The 18962-nt window shown below is 60.9% G+C and carries 14 protein-coding genes; 10 read left to right on the top strand and 4 right to left on the bottom strand.

The features are described 5' to 3' along the window. Window positions 1-16: 16 nt before the first annotated feature. Both EE36_RS10365 and EE36_RS10360 read right to left on the bottom strand, forming a co-directional pair. On the bottom strand, window positions 17-1474 hold the full coding sequence (locus tag EE36_RS10365; RefSeq protein ID WP_005852009.1) for a sensor histidine kinase: 1458 nt from the start codon (window positions 1472-1474) through the stop codon (window positions 17-19). Between the two features lie 8 nt (window positions 1475-1482). Beyond that, window positions 1483-3000, bottom strand: coding sequence for an ATPase domain-containing protein (locus EE36_RS10360; protein WP_005852007.1), 1518 nt, complete (start codon window positions 2998-3000; stop codon window positions 1483-1485). A gap of 279 nt (window positions 3001-3279) precedes the next feature. Between EE36_RS10360 and EE36_RS10355 the strand changes: the two genes are divergently transcribed. Continuing rightward, window positions 3280-3720, top strand: a complete 441-nt coding sequence (locus EE36_RS10355; RefSeq protein ID WP_005852005.1) for a PACE efflux transporter — start codon at window positions 3280-3282, stop codon at window positions 3718-3720. A 21-nt stretch (window positions 3721-3741) separates the two neighbouring features. Here EE36_RS10355 and EE36_RS10350 read toward each other — a convergent pair whose 3' ends face one another. Next, on the bottom strand, window positions 3742-4197 hold the full coding sequence (locus EE36_RS10350; RefSeq protein ID WP_005852003.1) for an Lrp/AsnC family transcriptional regulator: 456 nt from the start codon (window positions 4195-4197) through the stop codon (window positions 3742-3744). A 118-nt stretch (window positions 4198-4315) separates the two neighbouring features. Here EE36_RS10350 and doeA point away from each other — a divergent pair, with 118 nt between their 5' ends. From doeA to EE36_RS10330, 4 genes are all read left to right on the top strand, one after another. Beyond that, the gene (doeA, locus tag EE36_RS10345; protein ID WP_005852001.1) at window positions 4316-5491 is read left to right on the top strand and encodes an ectoine hydrolase DoeA; all 1176 of its coding nucleotides are present in this window, start codon (window positions 4316-4318) and stop codon (window positions 5489-5491) included. 4 nt (window positions 5492-5495) lie between these two features. Then, a complete protein-coding gene (doeB, locus tag EE36_RS10340) occupies window positions 5496-6488 on the top strand; it encodes a N(2)-acetyl-L-2,4-diaminobutanoate deacetylase DoeB (protein ID WP_005851999.1) in 993 nt (330 codons plus the stop codon). Between the two features lie 27 nt (window positions 6489-6515). After that, a complete protein-coding gene (locus tag EE36_RS10335) occupies window positions 6516-7889 on the top strand; it encodes an aspartate aminotransferase family protein (protein WP_005851997.1) in 1374 nt (457 codons plus the stop codon). Between the two features lie 138 nt (window positions 7890-8027). Next, window positions 8028-9635, top strand: coding sequence for a class I adenylate-forming enzyme family protein (locus tag EE36_RS10330; RefSeq protein ID WP_005851995.1), 1608 nt, complete (start codon window positions 8028-8030; stop codon window positions 9633-9635). Between the two features lie 65 nt (window positions 9636-9700). Here the strand turns inward: EE36_RS10330 and nhaC are convergent, their stop codons facing one another. Then, a complete protein-coding gene (gene nhaC / locus EE36_RS10325) occupies window positions 9701-11194 on the bottom strand; it encodes a Na+/H+ antiporter NhaC (RefSeq protein WP_039912237.1) in 1494 nt (497 codons plus the stop codon). Between the two features lie 400 nt (window positions 11195-11594). Between nhaC and EE36_RS10320 the strand changes: the two genes are divergently transcribed. The 5 genes from EE36_RS10320 (at window position 11595) to EE36_RS10305 (ending at window position 18881) form a co-directional block, all read left to right on the top strand. Beyond that, window positions 11595-13118, top strand: a complete 1524-nt coding sequence (locus EE36_RS10320; RefSeq protein ID WP_005851991.1) for a glucan biosynthesis protein — start codon at window positions 11595-11597, stop codon at window positions 13116-13118. Further along, entirely contained in the window at window positions 13115-13279 is a 165-nt protein-coding gene (locus tag EE36_RS17605; protein ID WP_005851989.1) for a hypothetical protein, read from the top strand. Before EE36_RS10320 ends, EE36_RS17605 begins: the two co-directional genes overlap by 4 nt. Before the next feature lies 1 nt (window position 13280). Then, complete coding sequence (gene mdoH, locus EE36_RS10315) at window positions 13281-15050, top strand: glucans biosynthesis glucosyltransferase MdoH (protein ID WP_254655572.1); 1770 nt, start codon at window positions 13281-13283, stop codon at window positions 15048-15050. Further along, the gene (locus tag EE36_RS10310; RefSeq protein WP_005851984.1) at window positions 15025-16281 is read left to right on the top strand and encodes an OpgC family protein; all 1257 of its coding nucleotides are present in this window, start codon (window positions 15025-15027) and stop codon (window positions 16279-16281) included. The genes mdoH and EE36_RS10310 overlap by 26 nt, the downstream gene beginning before the upstream one ends. A 161-nt stretch (window positions 16282-16442) precedes the next feature. Next, window positions 16443-18881, top strand: a complete 2439-nt coding sequence (locus tag EE36_RS10305) for a mechanosensitive ion channel domain-containing protein (RefSeq protein ID WP_005851982.1) — start codon at window positions 16443-16445, stop codon at window positions 18879-18881. Window positions 18882-18962 lie beyond the last annotated feature (81 nt).

Genomic DNA, 18962 nt, shown 5'->3' with positions numbered 1-18962 from the left:
TTGCAGAGCACCATTCTTAGATCGTCAAACCTGCCAGTGGAGCTTGTAGCATAAAGCTCAAACCCTCTGGCGCGTAATTTAGTTCCGCCGATCCGTTAAAATATCCGGCAAGCGCTTGTTCTATCATCCGGCTGCCAAAGCCCTTGCGGCTTGGCGGTGTGACCAATGGGCCGCCGCTTTCAGTCCAGCTGAGGTGAAACTCCTCTGCGCCATCGCCTGCCCGAGCGACCTTCCACTGCACCGCAATCTTGCCGTTGTCCCCGTCACCGGACAAAGCGCCGTATTTCGTGGCGTTGGTCGACAGTTCGTGCAGCGCCATCGTCAGGGCCAGCGCCTGTTTGGACCCGATCGGCATATCCGGTCCCTCTATTGCAAACCGTCCCTCACCCGTCCGATGAGGGGCCAATGCGGCCTCGATCACCTCGAGGATGCGCGTCTGTGCCCATGCGGCCTTGATCAAACGGTCATGCGCCTGCGCCATCATGCCGATACGCGACTGGATAGCGACCTGCGCATCCTTCAGGTTTTCGGACTGACGCAGCGTCTGCGACACCATGACATTGACCATCGCAAGGGTATTTTTCACCCGATGGTTCATCTCGCCCAGCATCAGCTGCCGCTGTTCTTCGGCGACCTTGATCTCGTGTATATCCGTGCAGGTGCCATACCAGCGCGTGATCCGTCCGGCCTCGTCGCGCACAGGCTGGGCACGTCCCAGCACCCATCGATACTGCCCCGTGCGGTGCCGCAGGCGATATTCGATTTCATAGTGCTCGCCGGTCTCAAGACTGTGACCCCAACGCGCCCAGGCTTTCTCCTGATCGTCGGGGTGGAACATGCCGTTCCAGCCCTCGCCGTCGGTCGATCCTTCGGGCACACCGGTGAATTCATACCAGCGGTCGTTGTAATAATCATGAAACCCGTCCGGCAAAGTGGACCAGATCATCTGATCGACCGAATTCGCAATCGCGTGGAACTTTGCCTCACTCTCGAACAGCTGACGCTCCCGCAGTTCAAGCTGCTCCAGATGTTTGCGCGCCTCATGCTGCCGCCGCCGCGCCTTGAGCGCGGAGCGCACCGAGCGTACCAGCTCCTCTGCGTGCAAAGGGCGCGACAAGAGCACCGCGTTGCTCAGCTGGTCAATCCTTGCCGCCGCGTGGTTGCTGCGGCTGGAGGACGTGCCATTGGCCAGCACGATAAACGGGACATCCGACCACGGGGGCTGCGCGGCCAGCGCCTCTTGCAAGGTATCGACCCCGACGCCTGCCAGCGCCTCCTCGGTCACCAAAATCGCGCCGATTTGCCGCCCGATGAGCCCCGCCAGCTCCCCAAGGGAGGCGACGGATGTCGATGCAATATCATGCTGGTCGAGCAACTGCCCGGCGACAGCCGCATCCCGTCCGCGTGGCGCGAGAATACCGACAGAGACCAAAAGCGCATCATCCGGGGTCTCTGGTTCGGATGACGATGCCATTTGTGGTGTCACTTTGTACCGTCGCTGGTTTGAGGATCGAGCTGCAAAAGCGCGTCTGAGCGCTGCGTGAACACCGGCGTCCCTGACAACACACCCGAGAAACTGCGGATAGGTTCGCCGATCACGATACCAGTCGCGTCGATCTTGAATTCACGGATGCTGCGTTCATGGTCAGACGTACGGGTCTTGATCACCGCGATGGATTTGCGCACTTCGCCTTCGGCCTCGAAAAACCGCAGCATCATGACGGTATCGGCAAGATAGCTGATATCGATGTCGGTCCGCAGTTCCCCTGTGACACCATGTTGCCCAAGGATCATCAGCGACACCACGCCCTGCTGCGCGAGATAGCTGAGCAGTTCATGCATCTGTAGCACAAGAAAATTATCACTTGGCATGGCGTGCAAATAGGCGTTGAGGCTGTCGATCGCGACAACACTTACACCGTCCTTTTCCACCGACGTGCGCACCGCGCTGGCGAATTCACCGGGCGACAGTTCCGCCGGATCGATTTGCCGGATTTCCAACTGCCCGTTGTCGATGAACGGCTGCACATCCATGCCAAGCGCCCGCGAGCGGGTAAGCAACGTCGACAGCCGTTCGTCGAACAGGAAATACGCGGCTTTCTCGCCTCTGTTCAACGCGGCCAGCATGCAGCGCACCGCCGTCGTTGTCTTGCCCACGCCAGCAGGACCGGCCAGCAGGGCGTTGGTGCCGGGCACAAGCCCCCCGCCCAGCAAAGCGTCCAGCTCGTCCAGCCCCGTTGTCACCGCATCAGCCGAAAAATCGCGTGCATGATCCGCCGCGATCAGGCGCGGGTAGACGCACAGCCCGCCCTTTTCGATGGTAAAATCGTGATAGCCGCCGTGATACTTCAGGCCGCGCATCTTGATCACACGCAACCGACGCCGTTCCGACCCGAAATCATTGGCCAGTTGTTCAAGCGAGACGACGCCATGCGCGATGGAGTGAAGCTGTAGATCCCCCGGTTCAGCCGTGCGGTCGTCCAGCATCAAGACCGTGCAATTACGCCGCGCGAAGAAATGCTTTAGCGCCAGGATTTGCCGACGGTAGCGCAGAGGGTTCTGCGCCAGCAAGCGCAGCTCTGACAGGCTGTCGAGAACGACACGGGTCGGATTATTCTCTTCCACCAGATTGATGATACCACGCACGGTTTCCCCGAGTTCGACTTCGCTTGGGTGCAGCAAGGATTGCTCCCGATCAGAGCTGTACTCGTCTTCCGCGACCAGCTCGTACAGATCAATATCGTCTAGCGTCCAGGAGTGGGACTGTGCGACAGCCGTGAGCTCATCAACCGTTTCGGAAAGCGTGATATAAAGACCGCGTTCACCATTTTCGCGACCATTCATCAGGAACTTCAACGCAAGCGTTGTTTTGCCGGACCCCGGCGTCCCCTCGACAAGATACAGCCGATGCGGGGTCAACCCGCCACACAGCACATCATCCAAACCAGACGTCCCTGTCGACAGCCGCGTCTGCGCCGCCCCAGTGGTACGATCGCCCATTACTTGCACCCCACTCGTATCATACTCTTACGGTGCCCTTACTCCAGCAGTGGGCCCATGTATCCGCCGTATTTTACTCAATGATGAATATTCAAGCAAATCGATTTGTATCGATAGAACGCCAGAGTGCCGGATAACCCGCGGGACTGTTCGGAAAAAGGGCCGCGGCCCCATTGCTCTTGAAAAACGCGCGCGGCTTTGCCACCTATGGCAGTGTGAGGACGACCTCCCCTGAATGGAAAACTGTCGGGACGACCCGGCCCTTCAATGAGGTATAACATGCGCTCTGCATTTGACCGTCTTCGCCACGCCATCAGTTTTGAAGTTATCGCGCTGATCCTTGTGATCCCCGCAGGCGCGATCCTGTTTAACGTGCCCCTACATGACTTTGGTGTCGTGGGCATTGTCAGCGCCACGCTCGCGACGCTTTGGAACCTTGGCTATAACGTGCTTTTCGACTTGGCCTTGCAACGGCTGACTGGAACCACCCTGAAATCGCGCATCGTCCGGGTGCTGCACGCGCTGGCGTTCGAGGCGGGGCTGCTGATGGTTCTGTTGCCCTTCATCGCTTGGTATCTGGGGATCAGCTTGTGGGATGCCTTCGTGCTGGATATCGCACTGGCGGCATTCTACCTTGTTTATTCCTACGTGTTTAACCTGATTTACGACACGCTTTTTCCGCTGCCCGAATGGTCGCAAAAGCAGGCAGAAAGCGCCTAGCTCATCAACCCATTGTGGTGATCAGACCGGCAAGGTGAATGACGCCTTGATCCGGTCCATCACCACGGTGGTTTTGAACCCTTTGATATCGGGGTTGTTGTAGAAAAAATCGCGGGTGAACGCCTCGTAATCCTGCATGTCCTTGGCGCTGACGATCAGCATAAAGTCGGTCTCTCCGGTCACGTAGTAGGCGCTCATCACTTCTGCCCGCTCCCGCACCGCCCGCTTGAAACGGTCGATGATATCGGACCGTTCCCGCGCCAGTTCCACCGCGATGAGCATGGTCAGGGGACGGCCCACGGCCTCGGGCGAGACGACGGCGATATCGGCCTCGATCGCCTTGGTCGCACGCAACCGCGCAAGGCGCCGCTGGACCGAGGTTTGCGACAGCCCGACCAGTTCGGAAAGGCGCGCGCTGGTAAGCAGATTGTCGCGTTGCACGTGATGCAGGATTTTCCGGTCTATCGCGTCAATCATCCTAAATTCCCCATATCTTACAAAAGTTTGCAGCTTTTACCCGCGTAGCCGCATTATTCGCATAAATGCACAGCGCGGAAAAGCTAAACTCGCACAATACCCTGGCAGGAATCCCCACATGATCGACCATTCTTTTACACAGCACGAATATGCAGCACGTCTGGCGAAAACACGCGCCGAAATGGCCAACCGCGGGCTGGACGCGCTGTTTGTCACCGATCCGTCCAATATGGCGTGGTTGGCGGGCTATGACGGGTGGTCGTTCTACGTGCATCAAGGCGTGCTGCTGACCCACGAAGGCCAGCCCGTCTGGTGGGGTCGCGCCATGGACAGCGCCGGTGCCCAGCGCACCACCTATCTGGATGATGACAATATCGTCGGCTACGATGACACCTACGTCCAGAACCCCGACAAACACCCGATGGAGGATCTCGCCCGTCTCATCGCGGACCGCGGTCTAGAGAATGCACGCATCGGGTTCGAGCTGGACAACTATTACTTTACCGCTTCGGCGTTTCTGACGCTGCAAACGCGGCTGCCGGGCGTCAATATCCAGAACGCCACGGCGCTGGTGAACTGGCAACGTGCGGTGAAATCCCCGACCGAGCTTGAATATATGCGCCGCGCCGCGCGGATCGTGGAACGGATGCACGAGGTGATCCGCGAAAAGGCCGAGGTCGGGATGCGCAAGAACGATCTGATCGCGGATATCTATCACGCCTCCGTCAGCGGGGCCGAAGGGCATTGGGGCGACTACCCCGCCTGCGTGCCCATGACGCCCTCGGGTCTGGATGCCACCGCGCCGCATATCACATGGGACGATGCCCCCCTGCGCAACAACGAAGGCACGTTCTTTGAAATCGCGGGCGCGCACCGACGCTATCAATGTCCGCAGTCGCGTACTTTGTTCTTGGGCAAACCTCCGCAGAAGTATCTTCATGCAGAGAATGCCGTGCTCGAAGCGATTGATGCCGGGCTAGAGCAGGCCAAACCCGGCAACCGCTGCGAAGACATCGCCCGCGCCTTCAACACTACCCTGCGCAACCGCGGGTTCGAGAAAGACAGCCGCTGCGGGTATGCGATCGGACTGTCCTACCCTCCGGACTGGGGCGAACGCACCATGTCGTTCCGCGCAGGAGATACCACCGTGCTGGAACCCGGAATGACCTTTCACTTCATGCCCGCCCTTTGGCTTGACGACGGCGGGATCGAGATCACAGAGCCGATTGTCATCACGCAAACCGGTGTCGAATGCCTGTGCACCACCCCGCGTGCGCTTGTGATCAAGGAATAGCGCCATGCGGGACAATCCTATCTCGGCCACCATCGATTTTGAGTGCGATGGCGTGCAGCACGGCTATCTGCGCCTGCCCTATAGCCGCAATGACAGCGCTTGGGGGGCGATCCAGATTCCGGTGACCCAAGTGAAAAACGGCGACGGCCCCTCTGCCTTGCTGACCGGCGGCAACCACGGCGACGAATACGAAGGGCCGCTGGCCTTGGTCGAGCTCGCCCAGACCTTGGAGGCCAAGGATGTCACGGGTCGCGTGATCATCCTCCCCTTCATGAACCACCCCGCCTTTATGGCGGGGACGCGGCTGTCTCCGCTGGACGGGGTGAACATGAACCGCAGCTTTCCCGGCCTCCCCGATGGCACCCCCACCCAGAAGATCGCGGACTACTTTCAACGGGTGCTGCTGCCGATGGCAGATGTCGTGCTTGATTTCCATTCGGGTGGCAAGACGCTGGATTTTCTGCCCTTCGCCGCCTGTCACACGCTGGACGACCCTGACCAGCAGGCCCGCTGCCGCGCCGCGCGCGATGCGTTCAATGCGCCCTTCAGTGTCGAGATGCGCGAGATTGACGCGCTTGGCATGTATGACGACGCGGCAGAGGTGATGGGCAAGACATTCGTCACCACCGAATTGGGCGGCGGCGGCACTGCCACGCCTGAAACCGCGCAGATCGCCCGCACAGGCGTGCGCAATCTGCTGATCCACGCCGGTATCCTGCAAGGCCAGCCCGTCACTGCGCCATCGCGCATGCTGTCGCAAGACGACGACCGTTGTTTTCACGTCACCAACCACGGTGGGCTGGTCGATTTCAACGTCACCCTTGGCGACACAGTGGCCGAAGGCGACCTGATCGCGCGTCTATGGGACAGCCAGCATACGGGCCTGCCCCCGCGTGAGATCCGCGCCCAAATGGGGGGCATCGTGATCGCGCGCCACCACCCCGGACTGGCACAGCCGGGCGATTGCCTTGCCGTGCTGGCCACCGAACTCACCTGAAACTCTCTTAAACAGAAAGCCTGACCTATGCTTCGCAATGATGATCAACTCGCCACATGGGACCGCGAAAACTTTTTCCATCCCTCTACGCATCTGGCACAGCATGCGCGGGGTGAATCCGCGACGCGGGTGATCACTGGGGCGTCGGGCGTCCATATCGAGGACCGCGATGGCAACCGGATGCTGGACGCCTTTGCCGGGCTCTATTGCGTGAACGCAGGCTATGGCCGGACCGAAGTCGCCGACGCCATCGCCGAACAGGCGCATCAACTGGCCTATTACCATTCCTATGTGGGCCACGGCACAGAAACGTCTATCACGCTGGCCAAGATGATCATGGACCGCGCACCGGCGCATATGTCCAAGGTCTATTTCGGTCTGTCCGGCTCGGACGCGAACGAGACGAACATCAAGCTCGTCTGGTACTACAACAACATCCTTGGTCGCCCGCAGAAAAAGAAAATCATCTCGCGCTGGCGCGGCTATCACGGGTCGGGGCTGATGACCGGATCGCTGACCGGCCTGTCGCTGTTCCACGATAAATTCGACCTGCCGATGAACCCCGTGATCCACACGGACGCCCCCTATTATTACCGCCGCAAGGACCGCACCCAGACTGAGGCGGAATTTACCGCGCAATGCGCCAACGCGCTTGAGGCCCTGATCCAAGCCGAAGGGCCGGACACCATCGCGGCCTTTATCGGGGAACCCGTATTGGGGACCGGCGGCATCGTGCCCCCGCCCGCCGGGTATTGGGACGCGATCCAAGAGGTGCTGAACCGCCACGACATCCTGCTGATCGCGGATGAGGTCGTGACCGGCTTTGGCCGTCTGGGGACGATGTTCGGGTCGGAACACTATGGGCTGAAACCCGATCTGATCACCATTGCCAAGGGTCTGACCTCGGCCTATGCGCCGCTGTCGGGGTCGATCGTATCGGACCGGATGTGGAAAGTGCTGGAACAGGGCACGGACGAGAACGGCCCCATCGGTCACGGCTGGACCTATTCGGCGCATCCGATCTGTGCCGCGGCGGGTGTCGCGAACCTCAAGCTCATCGACGACCTGAACCTTGTCAGCAACGCGGCCGAGGTGGGCGGATATCTGAATGCCTCGATGAAAGAGGCGCTTGGCGATCATCCAAATGTGGGGGACATCCGTGGCGAAGGGCTGCTTTGCGCGGTGGAATATGTGGCCGACAAGGCAGACGCCACCCCGCTTGATCCTGCTGCCAAGGTGGGGGCCGCGATCTCTGCCGCGATGCTGGAACGCGGCGTGATCGCCCGTGCCATGCCCCAAGGCGACATCACCGGCTTTGCCCCGCCCTTCTGCATCACCCGTGCCGAGGTCGATACCGTCGTCGCCGCGACCGCGGATGCGGTAAAAACCGTGCTGGGATAAACGCCCCGGTTCGCCTTGTTTCGCAGGGCGAACCGGACCCCACAGGTGGGGCATACTGCGGGCGCTAACACGGCGCTTGGGCGTTGCAGCCCCTGATTGTTTGCGCAATGACTACCCCAAGCTACGGGAGGAGCGCAGATGCCACATTGGTCACAGGCGATCACGGATCGCATACAAACAGAAACCCATTTTGACGGTCGCGAGATCAAATGCTTCAAGGATCGCCCCGCCGACCTGAACGCCATGCTCGCCGCGGCCCTTGCCCGCGCCCCCGATCAAGAGGCCGTGGTCAGCGGCGAGACCAGACTGACCTATACCGAGCTTGACCAGCACGTGGGCCGCATCGCCGCAGGGCTGCGCGCCCGTGGGGTCGAAAAGGGCGACCGCGTTGCGCTGCTGCTGTCGAACCGCTGGGAATTCATCGCGACAATGATGGGCTGTCTGCGGCTAGGCGCGATTGCCGTGCCGATCAACATCCGCGAAGGCACGCCAGAGCTGGCGTTTATCCTGCGTCAATGCGGGGCCAAGATCGCCGTGCATGGCATGGATGTCGCCGACCGCCTGCCCCCACCGGCCGATCTGCCCGGGCTGACCCACCGCTTTTGCGTTGGTGGCACAGTGGCGGGATCAGACGCTTTCGATACGCTGCCCGCGCAGACCCCGCTGACCGACGCCGTGCCGCTGCACGAGGATGACATCGCGGTGATCCTCTATACCTCCGGCACCACAGGCCAGCCCAAAGGGGCGACGCTGACCCATCTGAACATCGTCCATTCCGCGATGCATTTCGAGCTTTGTATGGAGCTGGGGGCCGGTGAACGGTCGCTGCTGTGCGTGCCGGCAAGCCATGTGACCGGGCTGGTCGCCACCGTCTTTACCATGCTGCAAACCGCAGGCTGCACCGTGATGATGGAGGTCTTCGGTGCCCATGAATTCCTATCGCTGACCGCCAATGAAAAGGTCACGCAGACGCTGATGGTGCCAGCAATGTACAACCTGTTCCTGCTGCGCTGCAACGTCGATGACTACGACCTGCAACACTGGCGGATCGGGGGCTACGGCGGCGCGCCGATGCCGCAATCCACCATCACCGAACTGTCGGAAAAGCTGCCGAACCTCTGCCTGATGAACGCCTATGGCGCGACGGAGCTTACCTCTGCCGTGACGATCCTGCCGATGGGGTTCGGCACCAAACGCGCGGATAGCATCGGCATCGCCGTGCCCTGCGCCGACATCCGCATTGTCGATCCTCAGGGCAACGACGTGCCCGACGGCACCCATGGGGAGCTTTGGATCAAGGGCGCGATGACCGTGCCCGGCTATTGGGACAACCCCGACCGCACCGCCTCCGAGTTTCACGACGGCTATTGGAAAAGCGGCGATATGGGGTCACGCGATGCCGAAGGGTTCATCTGTCTGCACGACCGCCGCAAGGATATGATCATTCGCGGCGGCTATAACATCTACAGCGCCGAGGTCGAAAACGCCCTGACCGCCCACCCCTCCGTGATCGAATGTGCCGCCATCGGCTGCCCTGATCCGGTGCTGGGGGAGAAGATGCATGTGTTCATCCACACCACGGATACCGCGCTGGATCTTGATGCGATCAAGGCTTTCGCACGCACCAAGATGGCGGACTACAAAGCGCCAGATTTCGCGACATTCGACCCCGATCCCCTGCCGCGCAACGCCAATGGCAAGATCGTCAAGAACACGCTTCGCGACAGGCTGAAGGCGCAGGCCTGAGGGCATGAAAAAAGCCGCAGCGCACATTGGCGCTGCGGCTTTCATCTGTGTCGGTGCAGGCGCGATCAGGTCGTGGCCGGTTGCTCGTAGGCGAGCTCATGGTCGCCAAGGTCCATGATGTCTTCGCCGGATTTGTCCCACTCCGCCCGATCTTCGTCCGTGGCTTTGGGAGAGAACAGACCGGTCACCGCATAGAACACACCGATCAGCGGTGCCGTCCAGCAGGCAAAGGCCAGCGGGATATACAGCAGGTTGGTCAGGTTACCGTCCATGACCCCCAGCCCCAGGGCCGAGATCACAAAGGCACCACCGGCGTTCCACGGGATCAGCGGGCTCATCAGCGTGCCGCCCTCTTCCACCGCGCGGCTGAGGTTCAGGGTCGAATAGCCCATCCCGCGGTACAAGGGCGCGTACATACGGCCCGGCAGCGCGATAGAGATATAAGGATCACCCGCAACCATATTGGTCGCAAAGGCCGTCCCGATGGCCGAGCTTTGTACCGCGCCAAAGCTTTTCACGCGGCTGACGATCGCCAGAATGATCGCCTCCAGACAGCCGGTGCGCTCTAGCGCGCCGCCAAAGCCCAAGGCAATCAACATCAGCGAAATGGTCCACATCATCGACTGGATACCGCCCGCGTTCAGCAGGCTGTCGATGTCGGCGATGCCCGTGTCGATGGAATAGCCCGACTGCGCAAAGGCGAACACGTCATGCAGCCCCGCACCCTGCCAGAAAATCGCCACCAGTCCTCCGGCCAGCACACCGGCAAACAGCGACGGCAGCGGCGGCTTTTTCATCAGCGCCAGCACAATCACGATCAAGGCAGGCGTCAGCGGGATGATCCCGAGGCTAAAACGTTCCTCCAGACCGGTTGTGATCTGATTGATGCTGCTGACGTCGCCTGCTCCCTCTTCGATCAGCATAAAGCCGACGACCACATAAATCACCAGTGCGATGATCATCGCAGGGACGGTCGTGGGCAGCATGTTCTTGATGTGGTCGAATACATTCGTGCCCGTCACCGCAGGCGCGAGGTTCGTGGTGTCCGACAGCGGCGATACCTTATCGCCAAAGAATGCGCCCGACACGACCGCACCGGCGGTCCAATAGGCCGGGATACCGAAACCCGCACCGATCCCCATCAGCGCCAGACCAATGGTGCCGACTGTGCCCCAGCTGGTCCCCAACGACAGGGAAACCACCGCACAGAGGATCATCGCAGCTGCCAGAAAGATCGACGGGGTCAGCAAGGTCAGCCCGTAATAGATCAGCGTAGGCACCGTGCCCGACGCGATCCAGACGCCGACGATCATGCCGACCACGATCAATACCGCCAGTGACGGCATCGACACGTGGATCACGTGGAACACGCCTTCGCGGATATCCATCCACGTCTGCCCACGAAACACACCCAGCAGGGACGTGATGGCCAATCCGAGGATGAGGGGAATATGCGGCGTGAAGTCGCCATAGTAGAAAAGTTGCAGCGCCAGAAGGCCAAGCGTCAGAACGACGGGCAGCAGCGCCAGCGGGAGCGATGGAAGGTCTTTATTGTCCATTTTGTCCTCGTTTTTGTATTCTTGTTTACTGATACACACACAGATTCCCTTTAGGGTGGCATTGCGGGCCTGTGATGCCAACCAATCTTATTCTAGGGCGATTGAACGTCATTTCCGGCAATTTTCCGCTGTATTTCAAAGAGGCTAGACAAAACCTGCACTCAGGGGCGCTATGTCTTTGCAAATATTGCCGGATGATGCCGCGCTGATTTCGCAATTTTCGCGTAAACCCCGCACTGTGCAGCAAAATTTTGCGCATCATGCTTCATGTTATTGAACTTCCCGCGTAATTATATGAATTCTGCAATGCAGCAACGAACAGGAATCATTTTTGATGCATCATTTGTCTCGCTCCCGCCCGATGTCTCGCCGGTCAGTATTGCGCGCAGGGGGGGCCGCTTTGGCTTTCGCCGCTGCAACCGGTTTGCAAGACACTGCTGCCTGGGCGCAGGCCAGTGATACGGCGGAGCCTTTTTCCTTTGATATTCTGATCGAACGGGCACGCAGCCTCGCGGGTGAAGAGTACACCGCGCCGACGCAACTGGGCGAGCCTTTTACCACGCTGGACTATGACGACTACCGCAACATCCGCTTCCGCGAGGACAGCGCGATCTGGAAAGGCCCCGCGGCGCAGGCGGTGGTACATGCCTATCACCCCGGCTGGCTGTTTGACGGCACCGTGTCGCTCTACGAGATCGTCAATGGCAAGGCACAGCCGCTTGGCTTTACCTCGGATGATTTCATCTACCAGTCCAAAGCGCTTGAAAAGATCCCGACCGGTACCGAGCTGCCCGGCGTCGCGGGCTTCCGCATGAATGCGCCGCTGAACGATCCGCAGCAGTTCGACGAGATCGTGTCCTTCCTCGGGGCGAGCTACTTCCGTGCCTTGGGGGCGGGGAACCGCTATGGCCTCAGCGCGCGCGGGCTTGCGGTGAACACTGCCACCTCAGAGCCCGAGGAATTCCCCCGTTTCAGCGCCTTCTGGCTGCAGCGTCCCGCACCCGGCGAGACGAAGATGACCTTTTACGCCCTGCTGGAAAGCCAGTCGGTCGTGGGGGCCTACAAGTTCACCGTGACCCCCGGTGCCACCACCACGATGGATGTGACCACCGAACTGTTCTTCCGCCAGGACGTGCAGCAACTGGGCGTCGCGCCGCTGACATCGATGTATCTGTTCGGGCTGAACGATCAGGGTGGCTTTGACGATTACCGTGCCCGCGTCCACGACAGTGAGGCGCTGGTGGTCAACACCGGCCAAGGCACGCTGTTCCGCGTGCTGAACAACCCGCCCAAGCTCGCCAATTCATACTTTGGTGCGCAATCGCCGAAATCCTTTGGCCTTGTGCAGCGCCACCGTGCCTTTGACGACTATCTGGACGCCGAAGCCCACTACGAGCTGCGCCCGACGCTGATGGTCGAACCAAAAGGGGACTGGGGCGAAGGCATGGTCCGCTTGATCGAGATCCCGTCGGATCTGGAGGGGAACGACAATATCGTCGCCTTCTGGACCTACAAGAACGGGTTCGCGGCGGGGGATAGCAAAAGCATTTCCTACCGTCTGAACTGGGGGATGAACCCGCCCGGCGCGTCTTCGACACTTGCCCAAGTATCGCGCACTCTTGCCGGAAATGGGGGCATCGCGGGCGTAAAACCGCGCAATGATCGCCGAAAGTTTGTCATCGACTTCGAAGGTGCAACTTTAGGGGAACCAAACGCCGAGAACGTTGTTGAAGCCAATGTAAACATCGCCGGCGGCACAGTTGCAGGACAAGTACTGCAGCAGATCGACGGCCACGATCACATGTGGCGACTGGTTCTAGAGGTCGTCGCCGAAACTGATGCAACGGTTGAACTGCGCGCCAATCTGGTCGCGGGCGACCGTAGCTTGACCGAGACTTGGGTATACCAATGGCTGAAAGAATGAATACGTCTGTGACATCACCTGCGACCACCGAACAAATGACCGACTTTGACCGTTATGCGCCTCGCCCTGCCCCGCTGGATATGCCGCGGCAGGTGCTAGAGCATGATGCCCGCCCCTCCCTGTTCGAGGTGGTGAGCCGCATCTTCATGCGTAATGCCTGACATGCCCTCTTATTTACGCGATGGTGCCACGCGGGTCAGCCGCGTTGGTGCCATTTGCTTTGCCCTGCTATGCGCAACTGCGGCAGCCGCGACACTGGCGCAAGCGGGGCTTAATACCGGATTTGATATCTGGGACGGCTTCGCCGTGGCGCTTATCGCGCTGACGACGGCTTGGTTGGCCTGGGGGGCGGGGCAGGCGTTTTTGGGCGTGCCTTCTTTCGATCCCCTCCCTGATATGGACCTGAGCAACGCGGATTTCCCCCCGACGGCGATCCTTGTGCCGATCTGCAACGAAAACCCGACCGAGGTTTGCGCGCGCATTATGGCAATGCGCCAATCCATGCAGACAGCGCATGTACCCGTCGATTTCGCCATTCTGTCCGACACCTTTGACCCCGACGCCCTGATCGCAGAGCGCGCGGCGCTGGCCCCGCTCTTGGGCGATGAAAGCGCTGCGAACCCGGTCTACTACCGCAACCGTACCGACCGATATGGCCGCAAGGCGGGCAACGTCGAGGATTTCATCCGCAAATCCGGCGGGGCCTATGAATACGTCGTGATCCTTGACGCCGACAGCCTGATGGAGGGCGACACGATCCGCCATCTTGTCGCACGGATGGAGGCAGACCCGAGCCTTGGCCTGCTGCAAACCCTGCCCAAGATCTTTGGCGCGGGGTCGCTGTTCGGCCGCGCGATGCAATTCTCTGCCAGCTTTCACTCGCCGGTTTTTGCACGCGGTCTGGCCCGTATGCAGGGGCGCGCGGGCCCCTTCTGGGGGCATAATGCAATCGCCCGTGTGCGCGCCCTGTCGCAATGCTGCGGCCTGCCTGAACTCAGCGGTCCCGCCCCTTTCGGCGGCACCATCCTAAGCCATGACTATGTCGAAGCCGCCCTACTGGTACGCGGCGGCTGGCGCGTCGAGATGGACCCCCGCATCGCCGGTTCTTTCGAGGAAGGCCCCGACAATCTGCTCGCCTTTGCGCGCCGTGATCGCCGCTGGTGTCAGGGCAACCTGCAACACATGCGTCTCGTCGGCGCCCCCGGGCTGCACGGGTGGAGCCGGTTCGTCTTTGTCCAGGGGATCATGGCCTATCTGGTATCGGTCGCCTGGGGGGCCTTCCTGATCGTGTCGCTGCTGGCCGCTGCGACCAATGCCAGCCCTGATTATTTCCCCAACGCCTATCAGCTTTTCCCCGTCTTCCCCGATGACAAGACCTTCCAGATCGTGGCGCTTGCCTTTGGGATCGGTGGGCTGCTGTTGCTGCCCAAGCTCGCGATCTTTGGCGAAGCGGCTGTAACGGGCCGCGCCAAGGGGTTTGGCGGGGCGCTGCGCGCGCTTGGCTCTGTCCTGTCTGAAATCCTGCTGACCGCGCTGATTGCGCCCGTGATGCTGATGTATCAAAGCCGCGCCGTCGCCGAGGTCTTTGCCGGCAAGGATGGCGGCTGGCCTGCAACCGCACGCGGCGAAGGACGGCTTACCCTCGCCGAAAGCTGGCGTGCCAGCCGTTGGGTATCGCTGTTCGGGGTCGCGGTCACTGTTGCCGTCTATCTCTGGGTGCCGAACCTGATCTTCTGGCTCTTGCCGGTGACGCTGCCCATGTCCATCGCGCCGCTGTTGATCGCCGTGACCTCGCACGAGAGCACCGGCCAAGTCTTTACCACGCCGCAAGAACGGGCCACGCCCGCCGTCATTGCAGCATATCGCGACAACCTGAGATCGGGTGCCGCCCCAGAAGGATCGTCGCATGACACAATCGTACAACCGGCCTGACGCCCAGCTTATTCCCATCCGGCGCGGGGTCGACCTGCCGCGCCGCGCCCGCGATCCCCGCATCGATGCGTTTCGCGGGCTGGCGCTGATCATGATCATCATCGACCACATGCCCGGCAACCCGTGGGAGCATCTGACCATCCGCAACATCGGGTTCTCCGACGCGGCAGAGGCGTTCTTTATCATGTCGGGCATCGCGGCGGGCATCGCCTATTCCCCCGCCATTGGCCGCTGGATGTCGGGCGAGCTGCGTCTTTGGGATGCGATGGCCCCGCTGTGGCGACGGGCGTGGCAGCTTTATATCGTGCATATCGTGCTGACGGTCGCGGCCATCGGTCTTTATGCCTGGGCGGCAGATACGTTTGTGCGCTCGGAATTTCGCGTGATGCACAACCTTGCCCTCTTGTATGATCAGACCGGTGCCGCGATGGCGGGGCTGGTCACGCTGGGATATCAGATCGGCTATGTGAACATTCTGCCGTCCTATACCGTCTTGCTGCTGGCAGGCCCTGCCCTGATCGCCGCTGTGCTTTACGCGCCGCGCACGACCTTGGCTGTTGCGGGGGCGCTCTGGCTTTACGCAGGTGCCACCAAACTGACCATCCCTAACCACCCCGGTGGTGGCGGCTGGTTCTTCAACCCGCTCACCTGGCAGTTCATCTTTGTCATCGGCCTTGCCATTGGCGTGCGTCATCGCAAGGACGAACGGTTGGTCCGCAACTCTCCGATCCTGTTCAAGCTGGCGCTCGGTCTGCTGCTGTTCATCTTTGCCTGGCGCTACGTGCCCGGTCTGGGATCGTTCATGAATCACAAGATGGCGCAGCTTGGCGGGCTTGGCCTTCCCAGCAACATCACGACGCACAACAAGTCGATGCTCGCGCTGCCGCGCTTGGTGCATATCCTCGCGCTGGTCTATGTGCTTTCGTGCCTCCCCGTGGTGACCCGCATCTGCGCACACCGCTATGCCGCCCCCTTGCGTCTGATGGGCAGCCACGGCCTGCTGGTCTTTGGGCTAGGAACAATCCTTGCACTGGCCGGACAGATCATGATGGATATCGAACCTACGGTCACCGCCCTGCCGTGGACCCTGCCGCTGGCCGCCATCGCTGTGTGCTATGCCGCCGCCCTGCTGGCCGAAGCCGCCCGCAAACAGCCGCAGCCAAAGCAGCCCGCCCCGACCAAAGCCGAGGCCCCGCGCGCCGAGGTGATCACCGGCAGTTCCACAGCGTAAACAAGCCCGTTAGTGCCATGACCGAAAGACCGCCCGATGCGCAGACTTGCCCTGCCATCGGGTTTTCTTTACGTCCAAGACCGCCCATAAGCGAAAAACAGTGGAAATAGGGAATGGTCCCCTATCTCGTAGTGTAATTTAGTGTGTTGAAAGAGGCCCCCATGTCAAAAACCGGAAAGATCGCGATGCCAACCCAAGGGTGGCTCTACGTACTGACGGGGCTTGTGGTGGCACTCTTCCTGACGCTCGCCCCCTTCGCGGCGCAGGCGCAATCGCTGTTCACCGGTGGCGGATCTTCCGACACGGAAACAACCGAAACGACACCCGAGGCAGAGGCGAAGGCACCGCTGGATACCCTGCTGGAAGTGCTTAAGGACGATGACGCCCGCGCCGCGCTGATCGCGGACCTTGAAAAGTCGCTGGATGCCTCGGGCGACCCCGCGGGTGATGAAAACCCCGCGATTGAAACGATCACCGAAGCCGCGGATGCCGAAGGCGTATCGGTCGGGCGGCAAATCGCCCTGATCACCCAGCAGATCGGACAAGACACGGTAAGCACGCTCACCTCTTTCTGGAACGGGTTCGAACGCGGCGGCAAGGTTTTCTCTGGCCTCAGCGGTGCGGAAGTGACCGTATTACTGGAAGCGATCCCCGGCCTGCTTGCGGTCATTGCGATCACCGTCGCGCTCTTTGTGGTGCTGCGCTACCTTGCGCGGGGGCTGTATGCGCGCATGGGGCGCACGGCTGAACATGTGGGCCTCTTCCGCTCTATCGGGCTGTTTCTGGGGTCGAACCTGCTGGACGCCTTTATCGTGGTCGTGGCTTGGGCCGCTGGTTATCTGATCACCATCCTCGCCGTTGGCGAAGTCGGGCAGATCGGCATCCGCCAGTCGATGTATCTGAACGCCTTCCTGCTGGTCGAAATGACCAAAGTCGTCATCCGGTCGTTCCTCTCGCCGGTTGCGTCGGGTCTACGTCTGGTGCCGGTCGGTGACAAGGCCGCCGCGGCGCTGACGCGCTATCTGAGCATCGTGGTCAGTGTTCTGGGCTACGGGCAACTGCTGGTCGTGCCAATCGTCAACCAAAGCGTCAACACGGCCGCGGGCGCTGGCGTGTCGGCCCTTCTGTCGGTTCTCGTACTGCTGTATTTTGTCTACATCGTGCTGCGCCGTCGCAAGGCCGTCACCCGTTGGCTACAAAGCGAGGCTGACCCCAGCGAGGCGCAAGCCGCTGAGGGTGTCGATCCGGCCAACATCGCAGAGGCGCGCCGCGGCTTTATCGCGCGCACGCTGCACGGGTTGGCAGGCATCTGGCACTGGTTCGCGCTGGCCTATATCGCGGTGATGTTCATCGTGGTCATGACCCAGCCCGCCGAGGTCACGCTGAACGCGATTGTCGGGTCGGGCAAGATCCTTGCCGCGATCATCATCGCCGCCCTGCTGTCGGGCTGGTTGGCACAGGCCGTGCACCGCGGCATTTCACTGCCCGAGGACGTGAACGCCAAGCTGCCGCTGCTGGAACGTCGCATCAACACCTTTGTCCCCCGCGCCTTCAGCGCCTTGCGGCTGTTCCTTCTGGTCTGCGTGCTGTTCTTTACGCTGGACGTAATCGGCACGATCGACATGCGCAGCTGGCTTGAGGGGCAGGTCGGGCTGGCGGTGACCAAGGCGCTGATCTCTGTCGGGTTGATCCTGACGGTGGCCTTCGGCATCTGGCTCGCGCTGACATCCTTTGTCGACTACAAGCTGAACCCTGAATACGGGGCTGTGCCAACCTCGCGGGAAACCACCCTGCTGACCTTGCTGCGCAATGCGGCGACCATTACGCTGATCATCCTCACGCTGATGTTCGTGCTGAGCGAGATCGGGCTGGATATCGGGCCATTGCTCGCTTCTGCAGGGGTCTTGGGTCTGGCGATTGGTTTCGGCGCGCAGAAGATGGTGCAAGACATCATCACCGGTGTGTTCATCCAGTTCGAGAACGTCATCAACGTGGGCGATGTGATCACCGTGGGCGGCACCACTGGCACCGTCGAAAAGCTGTCGGTGCGCTCTGTCTCGCTGCGCGATGTGCAAGGCGCATTCCACATGATCCCCTTCTCTACCGTTGATGTGGTCAGCAACTATATGCGCGGCTTCTCCTACACGGTCTGTGACATGGGCATCGCCTACCGCGAGAATGTCGAAGAGGCCAAGCAGGCCATGTTCGACGCCTTCGACCGCATGATGGATAACGAACCAGAGATCGCCAATAGCATCATGGGAGAGCTGGAATGGTTTGGGGTCCAATCCCTTGGTGACAGCGCCGTGGTGCTGCGCGTGCGGATCAAGACCGATCCCGGCAAGCAATGGGGCATCGGGCGTATGTACAACGGTTACCTCAAGACGGTCTTTGACGAGCGCGGGATCGAGATACCCTTCCCGCAGCAGACCATCTGGCTGGGCGAGAACAAGGACGGCACCACCCAGCCGTTCAAGATCGAAGGCCCCGCCGCGCAGGATACAAGCCTGCCGCCGACCAAAACCGTGTCCAAGCCGATCGAGGCAGACGACGTGCCGGACAGCGAGGATGCCGACGGCGACGGTGGTGCAGACCGCTAACAGACGCGGATGACTGAGACAAAAAAAGGCCCCCGATCAACGCTGATCGGGGGCCTTGTCGTGTCGGGTAGTTGGCGCAGG

The sequence above is a fragment of the Sulfitobacter sp. EE-36 genome, assembly GCF_000152605.1.
Classification (GTDB): Bacteria; Pseudomonadota; Alphaproteobacteria; order Rhodobacterales; family Rhodobacteraceae; genus Sulfitobacter; species Sulfitobacter pontiacus.
Note: the sequence above shows the minus strand (reverse complement) of the source record. Positions and strands in the feature narration are given on the sequence as shown.

Bases quoted from the DNA above. Each gene is read 5' to 3' on its own strand.
- EE36_RS10365 (WP_005852009.1), bottom strand. From the start codon at position 1,474: ATGGCATCGTCATCCGAACCAGAGACCCCGGATGATGCGCTTTTGGTC.
- EE36_RS10310 (WP_005851984.1), top strand. From the start codon at position 15,025: ATGACACAATCGTACAACCGGCCTGACGCCCAGCTTATTCCCATCCGG.
- EE36_RS10360 (WP_005852007.1), bottom strand. From the start codon at position 3,000: ATGGGCGATCGTACCACTGGGGCGGCGCAGACGCGGCTGTCGACAGGG.
- EE36_RS10350 (WP_005852003.1), bottom strand. From the start codon at position 4,197: ATGATTGACGCGATAGACCGGAAAATCCTGCATCACGTGCAACGCGAC.
- EE36_RS10355 (WP_005852005.1), top strand. From the start codon at position 3,280: ATGCGCTCTGCATTTGACCGTCTTCGCCACGCCATCAGTTTTGAAGTT.
- EE36_RS10330 (WP_005851995.1), top strand. From the start codon at position 8,028: ATGCCACATTGGTCACAGGCGATCACGGATCGCATACAAACAGAAACC.
- doeA (WP_005852001.1), top strand. From the start codon at position 4,316: ATGATCGACCATTCTTTTACACAGCACGAATATGCAGCACGTCTGGCG.
- EE36_RS10305 (WP_005851982.1), top strand. From the start codon at position 16,443: ATGTCAAAAACCGGAAAGATCGCGATGCCAACCCAAGGGTGGCTCTAC.
- mdoH (WP_254655572.1), top strand. From the start codon at position 13,281: ATGCCCTCTTATTTACGCGATGGTGCCACGCGGGTCAGCCGCGTTGGT.
- EE36_RS17605 (WP_005851989.1), top strand. From the start codon at position 13,115: ATGAATACGTCTGTGACATCACCTGCGACCACCGAACAAATGACCGAC.
- doeB (WP_005851999.1), top strand. From the start codon at position 5,496: ATGCGGGACAATCCTATCTCGGCCACCATCGATTTTGAGTGCGATGGC.
- EE36_RS10335 (WP_005851997.1), top strand. From the start codon at position 6,516: ATGCTTCGCAATGATGATCAACTCGCCACATGGGACCGCGAAAACTTT.
- nhaC (WP_039912237.1), bottom strand. From the start codon at position 11,194: ATGGACAATAAAGACCTTCCATCGCTCCCGCTGGCGCTGCTGCCCGTC.